This is a genomic window from Sphingopyxis sp., assembly GCF_965279725.1.
In the GTDB taxonomy this organism is placed as follows: Bacteria; Pseudomonadota; Alphaproteobacteria; order Sphingomonadales; family Sphingomonadaceae; genus Sphingopyxis.
The window spans coordinates 617,536-634,498 of the sequence record NZ_CBDIIL010000003.1 but is presented as its reverse complement, the minus strand read 5'-3'; the positions used below and the strand labels follow the sequence as shown (position 1 = coordinate 634,498).

At 64.4% G+C, this 16,963-nt stretch carries 16 protein-coding genes; 4 read left to right on the top strand and 12 right to left on the bottom strand.

The window, feature by feature from the left end; all coding sequences use genetic code 11:
• Nucleotide 1: 1 nt before the first annotated feature.
• Complete coding sequence (locus ACQY6T_RS11940; RefSeq protein WP_428631015.1) at nucleotides 2–895, top strand: SDR family oxidoreductase; 894 nt, start codon at nucleotides 2–4, stop codon at nucleotides 893–895.
• 1 nt (nucleotide 896) lies between these two features.
• Here ACQY6T_RS11940 and ACQY6T_RS11935 read toward each other — a convergent pair whose 3' ends face one another.
• From ACQY6T_RS11935 to ACQY6T_RS11925, 3 genes are read right to left on the bottom strand one after another with little or no spacing between them, the layout of a single operon-like run.
• A complete protein-coding gene (locus ACQY6T_RS11935) occupies nucleotides 897–1,691 on the bottom strand; it encodes a sugar phosphate isomerase/epimerase family protein (protein WP_428631013.1) in 795 nt (264 codons plus the stop codon).
• Nucleotides 1,691–3,118, bottom strand: a complete 1,428-nt coding sequence (locus ACQY6T_RS11930) for an aromatic ring-hydroxylating oxygenase subunit alpha (RefSeq protein WP_428631012.1) — start codon at nucleotides 3,116–3,118, stop codon at nucleotides 1,691–1,693. The genes ACQY6T_RS11935 and ACQY6T_RS11930 overlap by 1 nt, the downstream gene beginning before the upstream one ends.
• 14 nt (nucleotides 3,119–3,132) lie before the next feature.
• Entirely contained in the window at nucleotides 3,133–4,362 is a 1,230-nt protein-coding gene (locus tag ACQY6T_RS11925) for an aromatic ring-hydroxylating oxygenase subunit alpha (protein WP_428631011.1), read from the bottom strand.
• A gap of 100 nt (nucleotides 4,363–4,462) precedes the next feature.
• Between ACQY6T_RS11925 and ACQY6T_RS11920 the strand changes: the two genes are divergently transcribed.
• Nucleotides 4,463–4,999, top strand: a complete 537-nt coding sequence (locus tag ACQY6T_RS11920) for a VOC family protein (RefSeq protein WP_428631010.1) — start codon at nucleotides 4,463–4,465, stop codon at nucleotides 4,997–4,999.
• Nucleotides 5,000–5,032: 33 nt separating this feature from the next.
• Here ACQY6T_RS11920 and ACQY6T_RS11915 read toward each other — a convergent pair whose 3' ends face one another.
• The 9 genes from ACQY6T_RS11915 to ACQY6T_RS11875 form a co-directional block, all read right to left on the bottom strand.
• Nucleotides 5,033–5,803, bottom strand: a complete 771-nt coding sequence (locus ACQY6T_RS11915; RefSeq protein ID WP_428631009.1) for a helix-turn-helix transcriptional regulator — start codon at nucleotides 5,801–5,803, stop codon at nucleotides 5,033–5,035.
• A 92-nt stretch (nucleotides 5,804–5,895) separates the two neighbouring features.
• Nucleotides 5,896–7,104, bottom strand: coding sequence for an acyl-CoA dehydrogenase family protein (locus tag ACQY6T_RS11910; RefSeq protein ID WP_428631008.1), 1,209 nt, complete (start codon nucleotides 7,102–7,104; stop codon nucleotides 5,896–5,898).
• A gap of 7 nt (nucleotides 7,105–7,111) precedes the next feature.
• Nucleotides 7,112–8,260: a thiolase family protein gene (locus ACQY6T_RS11905; RefSeq protein ID WP_428631006.1), complete on the bottom strand. Its 1,149-nt coding sequence runs from the start codon at nucleotides 8,258–8,260 to the stop codon at nucleotides 7,112–7,114.
• On the bottom strand, nucleotides 8,257–8,649 hold the full coding sequence (locus ACQY6T_RS11900) for a Zn-ribbon domain-containing OB-fold protein (RefSeq protein WP_428631004.1): 393 nt from the start codon (nucleotides 8,647–8,649) through the stop codon (nucleotides 8,257–8,259). Before ACQY6T_RS11900 ends, ACQY6T_RS11905 begins: the two co-directional genes overlap by 4 nt.
• Nucleotides 8,646–9,707, bottom strand: coding sequence for an acyl-CoA dehydrogenase family protein (locus ACQY6T_RS11895; RefSeq protein ID WP_428631003.1), 1,062 nt, complete (start codon nucleotides 9,705–9,707; stop codon nucleotides 8,646–8,648). The genes ACQY6T_RS11900 and ACQY6T_RS11895 overlap by 4 nt, the downstream gene beginning before the upstream one ends.
• Nucleotides 9,704–10,948, bottom strand: a complete 1,245-nt coding sequence (locus ACQY6T_RS11890) for a cytochrome P450 (protein ID WP_428631002.1) — start codon at nucleotides 10,946–10,948, stop codon at nucleotides 9,704–9,706. The genes ACQY6T_RS11895 and ACQY6T_RS11890 overlap by 4 nt, the downstream gene beginning before the upstream one ends.
• A 75-nt stretch (nucleotides 10,949–11,023) precedes the next feature.
• On the bottom strand, nucleotides 11,024–11,812 hold the full coding sequence (locus tag ACQY6T_RS11885; protein ID WP_428631000.1) for a ThuA domain-containing protein: 789 nt from the start codon (nucleotides 11,810–11,812) through the stop codon (nucleotides 11,024–11,026).
• Nucleotides 11,809–12,825, bottom strand: coding sequence for an NADP-dependent oxidoreductase (locus tag ACQY6T_RS11880; protein WP_428630999.1), 1,017 nt, complete (start codon nucleotides 12,823–12,825; stop codon nucleotides 11,809–11,811). Before ACQY6T_RS11880 ends, ACQY6T_RS11885 begins: the two co-directional genes overlap by 4 nt.
• Nucleotides 12,826–12,834: 9 nt before the next feature.
• A complete protein-coding gene (locus tag ACQY6T_RS11875; protein ID WP_428630998.1) occupies nucleotides 12,835–14,958 on the bottom strand; it encodes a molybdopterin-containing oxidoreductase family protein in 2,124 nt (707 codons plus the stop codon).
• 118 nt (nucleotides 14,959–15,076) lie between these two features.
• On the opposite strand from ACQY6T_RS11875, the gene ACQY6T_RS11870 reads away from it, so the two are divergent.
• Both ACQY6T_RS11870 and ACQY6T_RS11865 read left to right on the top strand, forming a co-directional pair.
• Nucleotides 15,077–16,075, top strand: coding sequence for an NADP-dependent oxidoreductase (locus ACQY6T_RS11870; RefSeq protein WP_428630997.1), 999 nt, complete (start codon nucleotides 15,077–15,079; stop codon nucleotides 16,073–16,075).
• A gap of 10 nt (nucleotides 16,076–16,085) precedes the next feature.
• Complete coding sequence (locus ACQY6T_RS11865) at nucleotides 16,086–16,898, top strand: SDR family NAD(P)-dependent oxidoreductase (protein WP_428630996.1); 813 nt, start codon at nucleotides 16,086–16,088, stop codon at nucleotides 16,896–16,898.
• Nucleotides 16,899–16,963: the final 65 nt, after the last annotated feature.

Genomic DNA, 16,963 nt, shown 5'->3' with positions numbered 1-16,963 from the left:
TATGCGCGTGCTCGTGCTCGGAGCGTCGGCGGATCAGGGCGTACCGCTCGTGCGCGCGCTTTTGGCCGCGGGCCATCATGTAACAGCAGGCGCGCGGCGCGCCGACGCGATGGCGACGACGCCGTTTCCGGATCTGCCCACGGTCCATGCCGACATCAGCGACAGCGCGTCACTGGCCGTGGCTTTTGCGGGCCAGGATGCGCTCGCCTTTCACCTGCCGTTCGAATTCGAACGCGACCGCGCCGCCGCTTATGGGCAGGCGATCGGCTCGGCGGCAAAGGCGGCGGGCATCCGTGACATCATCTTCAACACCGCCTGTTTTGTCGCCGATCATGAACTGGGTCTGTCGGCACACGACGGGCGGCGCGATATCGAGGCGGCGTTGCAGGCCACCGGCGCGCGCTGCTGCTTTGTTGAGCCGGTCGTGTTTATGGACAACATGATCCGCGTGTGGAGCAAACCGTCGATCACGCAGCGCGGCATCTTCGCCTATCCCGCCGCGCCGACATTGCGGATCAACTGGGTGTGCCTGGACGACGTCGCCGCGGCGATGGTCGCGGCGCTCGAACAGCCGGACGCGCCGCTACGCCTGCCGCTCGGTGGGCCTGAGACATTGGTCGGCGACGAAGTGGCCGAACGCTTATCGGAAGCCTTGGGCCGCCCGATCCGCTTTCTCAGCCTCGCGCCCGATGAATTCGCCGCGAGCATGAGCGAGCTCGTCACCGGATCGCGCGAGGTGCAGCCGCACAGCATTTATGACGGCATGGCCAAATTCTATGGTTGGTATAACGATCAGCCGGTGTCGCCGCTGGTCGTCGATCCGGCGCCCGCGGCGCGGCTGGGATTGACCCCGACGCCGCTGGTCGAATGGGCCAAGCGGCAGGATTGGGGTTAGGCTAGCGCAGCCAGCGCTGCGTCGCGGCCAGCAACGTTCGAGCGCGCTCGACAGGGTCTGGATAGCCATCGCGCAGGGCGGCGCTGCGCAGCTCGACGCTCAGCGGCGTGTCGCGGGGCAACACTGCCAACAGTTCGGTCAGCGGCAGCGCGCCTGCACCGGGCATCAGCCGCAGGTCGAGTGCTTCGTGGATGATCGCGGGGACATCGCTCGGCGGCGGGCCGCTCGCCGGGGCGTCGCAGAATTGCGCATAGGGAAAGCGGTGCGGATCGATTGCAGTGAGGTCGCCGGGCGATCCACCCGTTCGCGCAAGGTGCAACGGATCTATCAACAGGCCGACGTCTTCGCATCCCGCTGCGTCGAGAATGGTCAGCGCTGATTGAATATTGCCGACCGTCGTAAACGCCGCAAATTCCAGACAGACCCGCATCCCGGACGCCGAGGCATGCGCGCTCAGTCGCGCGAGCTTTTCGGTCGTGCGCGCAGGGTCGGGTTCGGAACTCACCACCAGCACGTTGCGCGCGCCGACCGCCGCGCCGGCGTCGATCGCGGCGAAATGCGCCGGATCGTCGACGCCGGGTTTCAGCCAGATGACTTCGATATCGAGCGCGACCAGTCCGGCGTCGGCGATGCGATCGCGGATTTCGATCTTTGTGGCCGGCGTCCAAGTTTCGGGATCGTACCAGATTCCGACCGCCGGCCAGCCACTTGCCGATGCCGCCGCCACCGTCTGCTGCGGCGAAAAGTCGGGCATCACCCCCGCCGCGAGCGACAGCAATGGGCCTGACTTCGCCATCAGTCGGGCAGCGTCCCGTCCATATATTTTTCCAGCGTGCGGTGGAAATGGCGGATGCGGCTTTCCTGATAATGGCCGAGCTCAAGCACCCCATTCGGCGAAGATTTCATCCCCTCCTGCACATAGGGCAGGTTTTCCATGTCCTGATCGAACACCCCGGCGAGCGCGGCGCCAATCAGATGGCTGGCGCTGGAAAAGGGCTGGTCGTCGGGGATCAGGTGCATCGGCGCCGCCTTCGGCGGCTTTTCGCCCTTCGGTGTACGCATCAAGATGCGGACTTCCATCAGGCAATGGTCGGCGTCGCCCCACGGGCGCCAGCGATAGACGATATTCGGCACCAGTCCGCCCCATGGCGACCAGTTGGGAAAGACATTATAAGTGAAATTGTCGAGCATCTCGCTGTCGGTCGCGGCCGAATAATCATGCCCGTTCATCGCGGAAAAGGCGTCGCGGTTCGCCTGTGCCAGCACCTTGCGCGCCAGCATCGGATCGTCGGCCTCAAACCCTTTCAGATCGGCCGGATCGCCGGTCGCGCGGCGCGCCCGGCTGTCGCCGGCGCCGATGAAATCCTCCAGCGATTTCAAGACGTAGAACTGATCCTTGCCCTTGATATGCGGTGACATCGCGCCCGCCGGGGTGATCGCGCGGTTGAGGAAATCGCCGTACAGGTCGTAGCGGGTGTTGGCGTCGGCGGTGAAGCCCAGGATCTGCGGATGGGTGACGATGCTGTGCCACGCCTCCATGAATGCCTCGGACACCGCTTTCCAGTTCGCCGGAATAACGCGGCCGACCCACGCGCCGGTGTAACATTCATCGAGCCGCCAATTGTCATAATGCTCGACGCCCGGGCCGACCCAGTCGCGGAACGACGGCAGGTCGTGATTTTCGGTGACGAGGACGAAGCCCTGCCAGCGCTCGACCCGCAGTTCGGGCAGGCTCATATCCTTGTCGTTCAGATGCGTGAAATCCCACGCGCACGGCGCTTCCTTGAAGCTGCCGTCGTGGTTCCACTGAAAGCCGTGGAACGGACAGCGCAAATTGACCGCGCGCCCGCTCTCGGTGCGCAGCTTGCGCCCGCGGTGGAGGCAGACGTTGTAAAAGGCTTTGATCGACAGATCCTTCTGCCTGACGAGCAGGATGCTTTTCTCGTTAATATCATAGACGACGGTGTCGCCGGGGTCGGGCATATCCTCTTCGCGCGCCGCATATTGCCAGATGTTCGGCCACATCTTTTCGCGTTCGAGCTTTGCCCAATCCTCGCTGACATAGCGGGTGATCGGGATCGGCGCGTCGCCCATATCCAGATTCGATTCGGTGAACAGATAATCCGGCACGCGCCGCGTGTCGGCCTTCAGCATGTCGGTGTAGCTGGTCCCGGGACAGCGATCGTCGCGATCGGAAGCTTGGGGAGGACTGAGATCGTTCATCTTTGGCTCCGGGTTCAGGCGAGCTGGTCGAGCGGCATGCCGCAGGCGGCGGCGAGCGCGCGGTGGACGCCGTGCAGCGCCGGCTCGTTCGCGCCGAGAACGACGCGGAAATCGGCGGGCGCGGTCAGCAGGTTTGCATAGCCATTGCTGGCGACGCGGTAATCCTCGGTCTGGACCACGGTGGCGGTCGCATCATACGCCATCACGCACATATCGCGGTGCGCGTCATCTTCGACCCCGAATGGCGCATAGACCGCGAACTGGCAGAACATCTTGCCCGGCCCATCGGGAAACAAGCGGAACACCTGGGTGAAATAGACTCCGGGAGTCACCGCGCCGAAGAAGATCACGGTGTTGGGGAACAGGAAATGCACCCCGCCATATTCGGTGTCGGGCCATTCGCTCTCGTCCTTGCCGACGAGGTTGCCGATCGACAGGTCGGGGAAGCTCACCCGATGATGGTGCCCGATCGGTTCATAGACATTGCGGTCGCTGTAATGCGTCTGCCCGATCGTCGTGTTGTGGAGCATCTTGAAATGATAGCCCTCGCCATAGGTGTCGAGCGCGAATTTCCAGTTCGAATCGGCAGTGAGGATGCCCTTTTTGACCGGTTCGGCGCGGTGGAGTTCGAGCTGTGCGAGCACTGGGCCGAAATCGCCCAGATGCGCCGCGGCATCGATCGGCTCGCCATCGGGATTGGCGCGCACGAAGATCAGGCCAAGATGTTCGGTACAGGGCAGTGCGATCAGATTGCGGGCGCCGATCTCGCAGTTGGCGAAGCCTTCCTTGCCGGGCTGCCCGACAAGTTCGCCCGTCGGGTCAAAGGTCCACGCATGGAAGGGGCAGACGAGCCGCGGCCGCGGGCCGCTCCACGGTTCTTTTTCCTCGACCAGCTTGGCGCCGCGATGGGTGCACATGTTGAGGAAGGCGCGCGCGACGCCGTCCTTGCCGCGTGCGACGAGGATCGAGGGGCCGACGGAATCGAAAACCAGCGTGTCGCCGGGCTTGGGAATGTCGCCGCTCAATCCGGCGACGATCGGTTCATTGCGAAAGATATGTTCCATCTCGGCGGCATTGCGCGCTTCGCCGGTATAGACTGATTTGTGCAGCGGTAGCGGCGCGTCGGCGCGATCGGTACGGTTCTCGGCGATGATCGATACCAGCTTGCGCAGCCCGATGCGCCCATTGCGTTTTCGGACGGCGGGCCAATCCTTGGCGGCGATTTGGGGATCGGACTCGGCCATGGCTCTCCTCACATTTTGCCCAGTATGCTTCCGGGTCTCTGTTATCTTATCGCACAGAGTCGCAAGCTTGTGCGCTATCGCTTTTGAGGAGGATTGCCCCATGACCAAACCCGCAACGATCGCATCGATGGGTGACGTCATGCAGCTGGCATTTGTGCCGGCGGACTTCGACGCGGCGGTGAAGCATTGGACCGAAGTGATCGGCGCCGGGCCTTTTTTCCTGCTGCCGAACGTATCGCTTCCCGGCGGTCGCTATCGCGGCGAGGCGAGCGATCCGGTCTTCACCATGGCGCTGGGATATTGGGGCGATATGCAGATCGAACTGATCCGGCCCGAGAATGACGCGAAGTCGCTCTATCGCGGCGAATATGCGGTCGGCGAGGGGCTGCACCATGTGTGCGTGCTGGTCGATTCGATCGCTGAGGCGCGGACGCGGTGCGGCGAGGTCGGCGCCGAGATCATATTCGAGGCGCCGGTCGGCGATAGCGGCGGGGTGATCTACGCCGATCCGGGAACGGGTCCGGGCACGCTTGTCGAGCTGCTGGAACCGCAGGCGGGAACTAGAGAATTGTTCGCGATGATGCGCGACGCGGCAAGGGGATGGAACGGCAGCGAGCCGCTGCGGTCCCTAGGTTAATCTCCCCTCCCGCAAGCGGGAGGGGAGATTAATTCAGCTATTCGCCCCCAGATACCCCAGTTGCCCGGCCTTGAAGATCGTCTGCGCCCGGTTGACCGAGTTCAGTTTCTCGCCCGCGCGGTGGACATGATAACGCACCGTCGCGTGGCTCAGCGAGATGATCATGCCAATTTCGCGGTCGGTCTTACCGATTGCGGCCCAGCGCAGACATTCGACCTCACGCTTCGACAATTCGCAGTCCGACGGAATCCGCCGCTTGGTCCGCATTGCCGAGGCATAGCCAGCGATGAAGCGCCGCGTCGCGAGCGCCAGCGTGTCGCCAATCTCCGCGAACAAGTCGGAGAGATCGTCGATCTCGGGATCGGTCGGGTGAAAGCTGTTGGCCGAAATCTGGCCGAATGGCAGATGCACCGGCACGACGATCGCCGCCTTGTAACGCGGGTTTGCGGCGAAGTAGCGCGCCGGGTCGATTTCTTCGAGATAGGGGTTGGGCTGCGCTGTGCGAAACCCGTCGCTGTTGCACCAGAACGGCTCGCTCTCGTATCGGCACGAGCGCGGCAGCGGCGAATGCAGCGCCAGCCGATGATCTTCCCACCACCGTTCGCCATCGCCGAGCCAGCCGAACAGATCGGCCGCCAGCACCGCGCCATCGGCATCGACCATCGTTTCCGCCGATGCGATATCGTCGCACAGCGCGGCACGCAGGCCAAAGGCCGCGGCATAGTCGCGCAGCAGCACCGCGGCATCGTGGATATCCTCCACATTCCGGATCGTGACCGCGTCGACCAGGGTTCTGGCATCCATTGGGGGTGCGAACCCGTCGACCGGCAGTTTTTCTGCCTGTTCTCCCATATCGGGGACTATCTCATACGGGCCGGCAAGTCGCAATGCATGTGTCATAAGCGGAGCACCGTCTTTGCTATGATATTTTTCTGAACTTCGCTCGAACCGCCGAATACGGTCCAGGCACGGCTGTTGAGATAGCGGGCGGCGGCAATCTGTGCGTCGTCGTCGCCGATCGGCGGCGGCGCTTCATTGCCATAGAGCGGGCGGACGGTCGGCAGTTGCAGCCCGTCATAGCCGTGGAGGTCCATGGCGAGGCCGTCGATCTGCTGGTGGATCTCGGACGAGATCAGCTTGACCAGCGAGGTCTGCGGGCCGGCGGGACGGCCCTTGGCAATGTCGGCCAGGATGCGGAGCTCTGTGGTTTCCAGCGCTTCGGCTTCGAGCCGCAGCCGTGCGATCCGGATCGCGACCTGAATATCGCCGCCCAGCGAACCATTATGTCCGCTCGGCGCGATCCCCGCGAGTTGTTCCAGATCGTCGATCGCGCGGATCAGCCGCGGCGCGTGAAACGATCCGCCGCGTTCGTTCTCGAGCAGGAATTTGGCGATCGTCCACCCTTGGCCTTCGTCGCCGATCCGGTTGTCGGCCGTGGTGCGGGCGCCGTCGAGAAAAACCTGATTGACCTCATGATCGCCCGCCATGGTGATGATCGGGGTGACGGTGACGCCCGGTTGGTCCATCGGAATCAGCAGGAAGCTGATTCCTGCCTGCTTCTTCACCTCGCTGTCGGTGCGGACGAGGCAAAAGATCCAGTTCGCGTGGTGCGCGTGGGTGGTCCAGATTTTCGAACCGTCGACGACATAGTCGTCGCCATCGCGCCGCGCGCGGGTGCGCAGCGAAGCGAGGTCGGAGCCGCTTTGCGGTTCGCTATAGCCCTGGCACCAATAATCGGTCCCGGCACGGATGGCAGGGAGAAAGCGGTCCTTCTGTTCCTGCGTGCCAAAGGCGCAGATCACCGGGCCGACGAGGCGCAGGCCGAGCACCGAGAGCGACGGCGCGCCAGCGATCGCGCATTCCTTTTCGAAGATATAGCGCTGCATCGCCGTCCAGCCGGTGCCGCCGCAATCTTCGGGCCAGTGATAGGCGACCCAGCCCTTGTCGTTCAGGATGCGGTGCCAGACGAGGCCGATGTCGGGCTCGACGAAGACCCCGGGGGTGCGTTTGGCGCCGTCGCGGACATGGTCGGGAAGCGACGTGCGCAGGAAATCGCGCACCTCGTCGCGGAAATCCAGTTCGGCTTGGGTGAGGTCGAGATCCATAAATCCGCTAACGTTCGAGGATCGCCACGGCCGACAGGCCGGGCGCGCCATACACATGGCTATACCCCACCTTGGGGTCGTTCGGCACCTGCCGCTCGCCGCCGCGACCGCGCAGTTGCACCGTATTTTCATAAACTTGCCGCAGGCCCGACGCGCCGATCGGTTCGCCGCACGCCAGGCAGCCGCCGTCGGTGTTGATCGGCAGCTTTCCGCCGATCTCGCTCCATCCCTCGGCCAGCCATTGTTCCTGCTCGCCGTCGGCGCAAAAACCGTTCTCGGCCATATGCATGATCTCGGCGCCGCTTTCGGTGTCCTGCAATTGCGCGACCGACACGTCCGCAGGGCCGATGCCCGCCATTTCAAAGGCGGCGCGGCTCGCGACTTCGGTCGGCTTGCCGCCGCCGCCGACCGCCACCGACGGCGCGAACACTTCGAACGAACCCTCGGGCCGGGTACGAAAGGCGACGCTCGCGATGCGCACTGCATCTGACCCCAGTTCGCGCACCTTCTTGGCACTCGCGAGCACCAGCGCGACGGCGCCCTCGGCGGGCGAGCAGAACATATATTTGGTCAGTGGGTCGTTGACGACCGGCGCATTCAATATCGTGTCGAGATCGACCGGTGAGCGCCGCCACGCATGCTCGCACAGCGTGCCGTTGCGAAACGCCTTTTCGGCGACCAGGCCCAGCGTCCGGCGGCTGATCCCGTGCAACGCCATATACCGCTGGATCTTGAGCGCGAAGAATTGCGTTGTCAGCATCATGCCGGTCTCGCCATACCATTCGGGCAGGCCATAATCGGACGGCTTGGCATTGAAGGCGCCGCGCGGATGCTTGTCGAACCCGACCGCCAGCGCGATGTCGCACGCCCCCGCCGCAATCGCGTTGCCCGCCGCGGTCAACGCGCTGCCCCCGGTCGCACAGCCGTTGGCGACATTGATGAAGGGGACGCTGGTCAGCCCCAGTTCGTTGACCATGATGTCGGCCGATCCAGCCGCTGCCGAGCCGCCATAGGCGAATTCGACGTCGCGCCACTCCAGCCCAGCGTCGGCGAGCGCTTCGCGCACGGCAAAGACGCCTTGGTCGCGCCCCGACCGACCGTCGGTGCGACCAAACGGGTGGATGCCCGCGCCGATGATATAGACGTCGTCGTTCATGAACTGCTCCCCGGCCGGAAGGCATAGGTCGATCGCTCGGCGTTGAACGGAATGATGACGAGATCCATCGCCATACCGATCGTCAGGTCGGCGGGGCCGGCGCCCACGATATGCGTCTCGACGATCACCTCGCCGGGCAGTTCGACATAACCGATCAGGTAAGGCGTGAAGGGTTGCGGACCCGCATAAGGCCATTTCGGCTCGAAACTTTGCGTCGTCCACGACCACAAGGTCCCATGCCGCGACAGCGCAACGGGCTCGACCAGCGCGGCCGCGTCGCCATCGGGAACGGGAAAGACAATCTCGCCGCTCGCTCGCCGCCCGCCGATCAGCCGTGGTTCGGCCTCGTCGGTCCACAGACCCGGGGCGATGGGGGCGAGTGCGCTCATGCGGCCCTCGCATAGCTGCGCAGGCAATGGTGCTGATCGCCGAACAACTTGTCGAGCAGCATCACGCGCTTCAGCGCATGGCCGATCGCCAGTTCGTCGGTCTGGCCCATGCCGCCGTGCATCTGCACCGCCTCAAGCCCAATCTTCATCGCCGCTTCGCCGACAAAGGCCTTGGCCCCCGCCGCGATGCGCGGCCAGTTGATATCGTCGGTGGTCGGGTCAAGCATTGCGGTCCTCAGCACCATCGAGCGCGCCTGTTCGAGCGCGGCGTAACATTCGACAAGCCGGTGCTGCAGCGCCTGAAAGCTGCCGATCGCGGCGCCGAATTGCTGGCGCTCGCCGACATAGCTGAGGGTGTCGTCGAACATCTTCTGTGCCAGCCCTAGCATTTCGGCGGCGGCGAGCAGGCGGATATCGCCGATCACGCGCGCGAAGTTCGCCGCGGGCAGGTCGAGGATTTCGGCGGGTGCACGGTGCAAGTCGATCGTCGCGGCGTTCGATCCGTCAATCACTGGATAGTCCTGCAACACAACACCCACGGCATCGCGGGCGACCTTTGCAAGCTGGTTTTCGGCGAGTGTGATGAGGAGTGTATCGGCGAGTGGGGCGCCGAGAACGAAGGTCTTGGCACCGATGATCTGGCCACCCTCGGCGCGCGACCCGACCGCTTCGGTTTCATAGCGGCGACCGGGTTCGGCAAAAGCGACCGCGGCGAAGCGCGACCCGGCCAGCAGGTCTTCGACCAGCGCGTCATCGCCTGCCGCTGCGGCGAGCCGTATCGGTAACACGCCGTTTTCGAGCCATGGGTCGATCGCGATCCCCTTGCCGAGCGCCTCGGCAACGAGCGCCAGGTCGACCATCGTTCCACCGATGCCGCCCATCGCCTCGGGCGCCGCAAGCGCGAGCAGGCCAAGGCCGGCAACCTCCTGCCACCGGTCGCGCGAATAGCCACCCTCGACCTTGCGCATCGCATGCCGCGCCGCGATGTCGATCGGGCCGAGGAATCGGTCGATCGTGTCGCGCGTCAACTGCTGGTCGTCGTCGAAATCGAAGTTCATGCGCGCCGCCGAAAGCTGATCGGCAGCGTAGTCAGCCCGCGCAGCAGCATATTGGGTGGCCAACTCGGCACATGCCCGTCCGCGACGCGAAAGTCGGTGAGGCGCTTCAGAAGCTCGGAATAAGCGACCGCCATTTCCTTGCGGCTCAGTATGTTGCCGACGCACATGTGAATGCCCTTGCCAAAGGCCAGGTGGCTGCGCGCGTTGGCGCGTTCGATGTCGAAACGGTCGGGGTCGGGATATTTGGCGGGATCGCGGTTCGCCGCGGCATAGCGCAGCTGGACCATCGCACCTTGCGGGATTTTGACTCCGCCGAGTTCGGCATCCTTCAGCACCATGCGCCACATGCCCGCGGTCGGGCTCTCGGTGCGCAGCACTTCTTCGACCAGGTTAAGAATCGCGCGGTCATTGCCACCGTCGACCGCCTCGACCGCCTTTGCCATCTGGTCGGGATTTTCGATCAGCTGGAGCAGTCCGCCGGCCAGCGCCGAGGTCGTCGTCTCGTTCCCGGCAACCATCAGCTGCTGCATGATCGACAGGATTTCGGCATCCTCGAGCGGGCGCTCGCCGTCGATCTCGGCATGGACGAGGTCGGAGAGAAGATCTTCGGCGCGGTTCGCGCGCCGCTCGTCGATCTTCGCCTTCATATGATGCTGAAATTCGACGACCTCGCGCGCGCATTCCAGCTCGCGTTCCTTGGGGATCATCCGGCCGAGGCGATCGACGAAGGCGTCGGACCAGCGCTTCACGCGGCTCAGATCGCCCTCCATGCCGATCTGGCTCGCGATCATCGCGACGGGCAGCGGGATGCCGAAATCGCGGACAAAATCGCACTCGCCCTTTGCCGCCATCTTCTCGATCAGGTTGACGACGACGCCCCGCATATCTTGCTCGATCGCGGCGACGCGCTTCATTGAGAATGCGAGATTGACGAGCTTGCGGAAGCGCGTGTGCGTCGGCGGGTCCGCGGTCAGCAGCGTATCGACCTGCGGCCAGCCTTCGACAAGGATCGCGGATACGTCGCTGTCCTCGGCCATCGCGCCCGACAGTGTGCCCTGAAAATTATTAGAGAAGGTATCGACGTCGCCGGTCGCCTGCGCGCAATGCTCATAGGACAGGACGAGGAACATGCCCTCGGACAATTGCACGACGGGGCTCTTCGGCATCCACGCGCGATAATAATCGAACGGGTCGGCGATGACCTTCGGCTCGAAAAAACTACTTGCGGCGATATCGTTCACGCGCCTCTTCCCTCAATCTTCTTTTTATACGCGCAACTATATGCAGCCGCAGCGGCGGCGCGATGCACAATTTCGTTAGGCGCCCGCCAAAGTGGGGGCCACATGGTCCAGCGCGTTAGCGAGCAGGCGGCGGAGGCTGGGGTCCGCATAGGCGGCAGGTCCGTCGCCGGGCTGGAGGTAGACGAGTCGGCCGGTGCCGACCGGCTTTTCCCATGCGATGACGTCGGTTTCGGGCGGATGATCCCACCCGCTATTGCTGAACATGCGGCCCGCAACTGCTTGTGTCGCCGAATAGAAATTCTCGCGAACGAACGCATGATCGGCGCGGAGCAGCGGCGTCGCCGCGCCCCAGACGGGCGCCAGATACAGCTCGTCACACAGCGGAAAGCGTAACGGTAGGCCTGCCATCACCGGATGATCAGGCTCGAGCACTACGGCTTCGTAACGCACATCGTGGCGGTAACCCGAGTCGAGATGCGCTGCGTCGTTCGCCTCACCCGCTTCGTAAAGGAAGCGCCCGCCAAGCATATCGGCCCATTCGGGCCACGCGGCCCAGCCCGCGATCGCATGATGCATCGCGACCGCCCCACCCCCGCGCGCGAAATGGTCGGTGATCGCGCGGCGATAGGTCCACGATGGCGCGCGCGCGATCACCCGGCCACCGCCGAAGCTGTAACCCGGCATGTCGTAAAAGAGGATCGCGTCGGCCTCGCGCGCGGCGCCCGCCGCGACCGCCGCCTCGGCCTCGGGATGGATCAGATGCGTGACCGTCCAGCCATCAAAGCTCGCGAGCAGGTCTGCGAACGGCTCGGCTTCATAAGGATGGCCGCCCGACAGGACGAGCAGGCGCCTCGTCACCGTCATGCGATCTTCAGAATCATCTTGCCCTGGTTGCTCCCCGAAAACAGCCGCATGAAGGCGTCGAAGCTGTTTTCGATGCCTTCGTCGACATGCTCGTCGGCGACCAGCTTGCCCGCTTGCAGCCACGTTGCCATCTCGGCGCCGCCCTCGGCAAAGCGCGCGATATAGTCGGCAACGAGTAGCCCGCGGATCGAGGCGCGGTGGACGATTAGCTGCCAGATATTGCGCGCGCCGACCTTTTCGACGCTGTTATACTCGCTGATCAGGCCGCACAGGCCGATGCGTGCGCCGTGACGCAGGTTCATCAGTCCGGCGTCGAGGATGTCGCCACCGACATTCTCGAAGATGATATCGACACCGTCGGGCGCTTCGACGCGGATCGCTTCGGTCAGCGCGTGGACGTCCTTGCTGCGATAGTCGATCGCCGCGTCGAAGCCGTATCGCTCGATCAGCCGGGCGCATTTCTCTGCGCCGCCCGCGATGCCGATGACCTTGCCGGCGCCCTTGATCTTCGCGATCTGGCCGACGAGCGATCCGACGGCGCCCGCGGCGCCGGTGACGAGCACGACATCGCCGTCTTTCGGCTCGCACACCTCGATATAGCCGAAATAGGCGGTCATCCCGACCGCGCCGAGCACCGACAGATAGTTGGTGACCGACGGTACCAGCCCCGCGTCGATCGGCTGGGTGAAGCCGCCGACGGTGCCGACCGAATATTCCTCGATCCCGTTCAGGCCCATCACCCATTGGCCGGGCGCAAAGCCTTCGGCCTTGCTCGCCTCGACAACGCCGACGGTCGACGCGCGCACCGGCGTACCGAGCGGGATTGGCGGCATATAGCTGGGCGCATCGTCCATCCAGCCGCGGATCGCGGGGTCGAGCGAGGCATAATGGTTGCGGATCAGGAATTGGCCGTCGGCCAGCTCGGGCGCGGGTTCGGTGACGAGCGAAAAGTCCGCCTGCACGGGTTCACCATTGGGGCGACGGATGAGCAGGAAGCGGCGGTTATCGGGCATGAAAACTCCTCAGGCGGGAACAATGGCGACCGGGATCGCGCTTTGCAGCGACTGACCGGTGATCGGATCATAACGGACGGTTTCGCTGACGAGGCGGTTGGTGGAGGCGCCACGCTCACGGACCTCGTCGGGGCCGACGTCGGGGCCGCCAAACGCATGCGCCATCGACACGACGCCGGGTCGCATACCCGCCGCGGCGCGCGCCTCTGCGACCACCTCGCCCGCTGCCGAACGGATGCGAACGATGTCGCCCTCGCTGCACGGGATGCGCGCCATGTCGTCGGGATGCAGGAAGGCGGGGTTGGTCGTGCGCTTGGCGGTCAAGGCGGTCAGATTCTGCCCGGTCGAATTGAACCGGTGGCGGCTGCGGCGCGACACCATGCGGTACGGGAAATCGGGAGTCGGCTGGTCGGCGGTGGCATAGGCGATCAGCTGGTCGGGCATTGCCCCGGCGGTGAGGTCGAAGCGGCCGGGCGCATCGGGGTCACCGGCTTCGACGATCGGGTGGAGGTCGGGATAGATCACCGCTTTGCCATCGACGGTGTCGGCGCGGACTTTGCCCGGTTCGACCACACAGCCGGCGGTCATCAGATCGAGAAACGTCTGTTTGCTCGGCTTGGCATCCATCGGGCACCGGCCGCCGGCGAGCGGGATCGGGCTGCCGATGCGGTGCGCTAGGCCCCAGAGCATTTCCCACTCCTCGATCAGGTCACCCGGCGCCGCGATCATCGCCTCGGTGTAGCGGGCATAGGGTATCTCGTACCACCATTCGGACAGGTTGCTGATGTCCTCACGCTCGAGGCACATGGTGGGGGCGAGGATATAGTCCGAGCGTTTCGCGGTGGCGGACTCGGCGTTGACGTCGATGCTGACGAGGAGCTCCAGGCCGTCCAGCGCGCGGGTCATCTTGTCCTGATCGGGGAAGGCGACGACCGGGTTGCCGCCTATCGAGATGAGCGCACGAATCTGCCCCTCGCCGGGGGTGAGCATCTCGTCAGCCAGCACATTGCACGGCATCTCCATGCCGAGATGGGTCAGGCCGCGGATGCGCGACGCGGGGAAGCCCTCACCATAAGGCGTCATCGGCGGCGAGACTTGTGCCCGGCGCGGCGAAACAGCGGTGAAGACCCGCGGGATGGAGCTTTTTTCGCCCTCGCGGCAGAACCGCCCGCAGATGATGTTGAGCGAGGATACTAGATATTGGGTGAGCGTGCCCTGGCCTGCCATTTCGGGGCCGGTACCGGTGGATACGACGCCCTTGGTACCGGTGGCGAACATGCGGGCGGCGGCGATCAGCTGGTCTTCCTCGACCCCGGCGCGCGAGGCGGCGGCGGCGGGGGTGAAGTCGGCGACGGCTCGGGCGAGTTCGTCGAAGCCATCGACATATTGCTGGACGAAGCCCTTGTCGTAGAGCCCTTCGGACAGGATGACATGGATGATCCCGGCGAGCAGCGCAGGATCTTCGCCGGGGCGGACGGGCAGATGAATATGCGCGAGCGCCGCGACGTCGCTCTCGCGCGGATCGGCGACGATCAGCTTCAACCCCTTCTCCAGTGCGTCGCGCAGGCGCCGCGAGGGTGAGAAGGGGGGCAGGCCGCCCGGCGGGCCATAGTGCGAGACGATCGGGTTGTTGCCGATGAAAAAGGCGACGTCGGCGTCGGCAAATGTGTGCATCCCGCCCATCCAGTTGCCATATCGCATCGTCGTATAGACTTTGGCGGGTTGGTCGAGGGTGACCGATGTGTAGATGTTGCGGGTGCCAAGCCCCTGCGCAAACGCCATCGCGCTGCCGACCCCGGCGCTGTTCTGAAACGCATAAGTGCCGCCATAGACGGCGACCGCGTGCGGGCCGTGCTCGGCGATGATCGCCGACAATTTGGCGCCGATCTCGTCGAGCGCGGATTCCATCGCTATATCCTGAAACGCGCCGTCGACGCGCTTCTGTGACACCATCAGCCGCTGCGGACCGTGGTGCGCCTCGGGCAACTGGCGACCCTTGATGCAGGTATAGCCGCCGAACACCGGGTCATCGGCGTCGCCCTGAACCTTGGTGACGCGGCCTTCGTCGATGGTGACGAGCATCGCACAATTCGCATGGCAGAAGCGGCAGAAACTGCGGCGGACGTCGGGCATCTTATCTCTCCCTGATCGCACCCTACGCCCCCGTGCGGCCCGCGCGACTGGCACTTTTGGCGGTGGTTGCTGGCCAAGCGCAGGCGCATTTTCCAGACAAAGAACAGGGAGAGTATCGATGCCGACATCGCGCCAGTGGCTGCTGAACGGACATCCGCGCGGGCGCGGGATAGAGGATGGCGATTTTCAGCTGGTGGAGACTGACATCGGTGCGCCGGGGGCGGGCGAACTGCTGCTGAAGACGCTCTATCTAGGTTTCGACCCGGCGCAAAAGGGCTGGATGGAAAATATCGCCGACTATGTCGCGCCGATGGCCATTGGCGATGTGATGCGCGGCAGCGGGATCAGCGAAGTTGTCGAGAGCAAGCATCCCGGTTTTGCGGTGGGCGACATCGTCATGGGCTCGACCGGCTGGACCGAATGGCATGTGTCGAACGGCGACGGCCTGGTGAAGATTGAGACCACCCTGCCACCCACTGCGATGTTGTCGGTGCTGGGGACAACGGGGGTCACCGCCTATTGCGGGCTGTTCAAGGTCGGGCGGCCGGTCGCGGGCGAGACGGTGCTGGTTTCGGGTGCAGCGGGAGCGACCGGCTCGGTTGTCGGGCAGCTCGCAAAGATTGCGGGTTGCCGGGTGGTCGGCATCGCGGGCGGTGAGGACAAGTGCTGCTGGCTCGTCGAGGAAGCGGGTTATGACGCGGCGATCGATTACAAAGCAGGTAACCTGCGCAAGCAGATCAAGGAATATTGTCCCGGCGGCGTCGATGTCATTTTCGACAATGTCGGCGGCGCGATCCTCAACGACATGCTCGGCGAGATCGCAACTGGCGCGCGCATCGCGATTTGCGGCGGGATCAGCCGGTACGAGACGGGGTCGCTGCCCGCGGGACCCCAGAATTATTTCAATCTTGTGTTCCGGCGCGCAACGATGGCGGGGTTCATCGTGACCGACTGGGCAGCAGAATTCCCGGCGATCCGTAAGCGGCTCGAAGGCTTCGTCCAGGACGGCCGCCTGACCTATCGCGAGGATGTTCAACAGGGGTTCGAAAACGCCCCGGCGACGTTGAAGCGGCTGTTCAGCGGCCAGAACCGCGGCAAGCAACTCTTGAAACTATAGGGAGATCGACATGGGCAGGCTGGCCGGCAAGCGCGCCGTCATCATCGGCGCCGCGTCAACGGGAAACATGGCGCAGGTGACGGCGCGGATCTTTGCGCGCGAAGGGGCGACGGTGCTGGTCGCGGGGCGCAAACAGGCGCCGCTCGACGCCCTCGCGGCGGAGATTGGCGGCCATGCCGCGCTCTGCGACATCACCGACAAAGCGTCGGTCTTTGCGCTCGCCGACGCGGCGAAAGCCAAGATGGGCGGGGTCGACATCGCGATGAATGCGAGCGGGTGGGGATTGCTCAAGCCGTTGCTCGACGTGACCGAAGAAGAATTGGCGACCATCGTCGCGCTGCAATTCACCGGGGTGCATCATTTCCTGCAGGCGTTCGTCGGCGCGATGCTGACGAACGATCCGACCGGCGGGTCGATCATTCAGGTGTCGTCGGCGACGACGCGATCGCCGATCAGCAATCATGCCGCCTATATCGGCACCAAGACGGGATCGGAGGCTCTGATCCGCTGCGTCGCCAATGATTTCGGGGCGGCGGGCATCCGCGCGAACATCGTGTCGCCAGCGTTTACCGAATCGCCGATGACAAAGGATGCGTTTGCGACGCCGGGGCTGGTCGATGCCTTCCTGCCGCGTTACCCGCTCGGGCGGCTCAATACGGCAGAGGATGTCGCCAACGCGTGCCTGTGGCTGGCAAGCGACGAGGCGTTTGTGACGGGCGAGAATTTGCAGCCCAACGGCGGGCTCGCGCTGCGCGGCAATCCGCAGGAGGGCGATATTGCGGCGGCGGTGGGGGCTGCAATGGCTAAATTGCAGGCGCAATAATTTTCTTCGTCATTGCGAGGAGCCGCAGGCGACGCGGCAATCTCCAGCCATCGGCCCCGATTAAA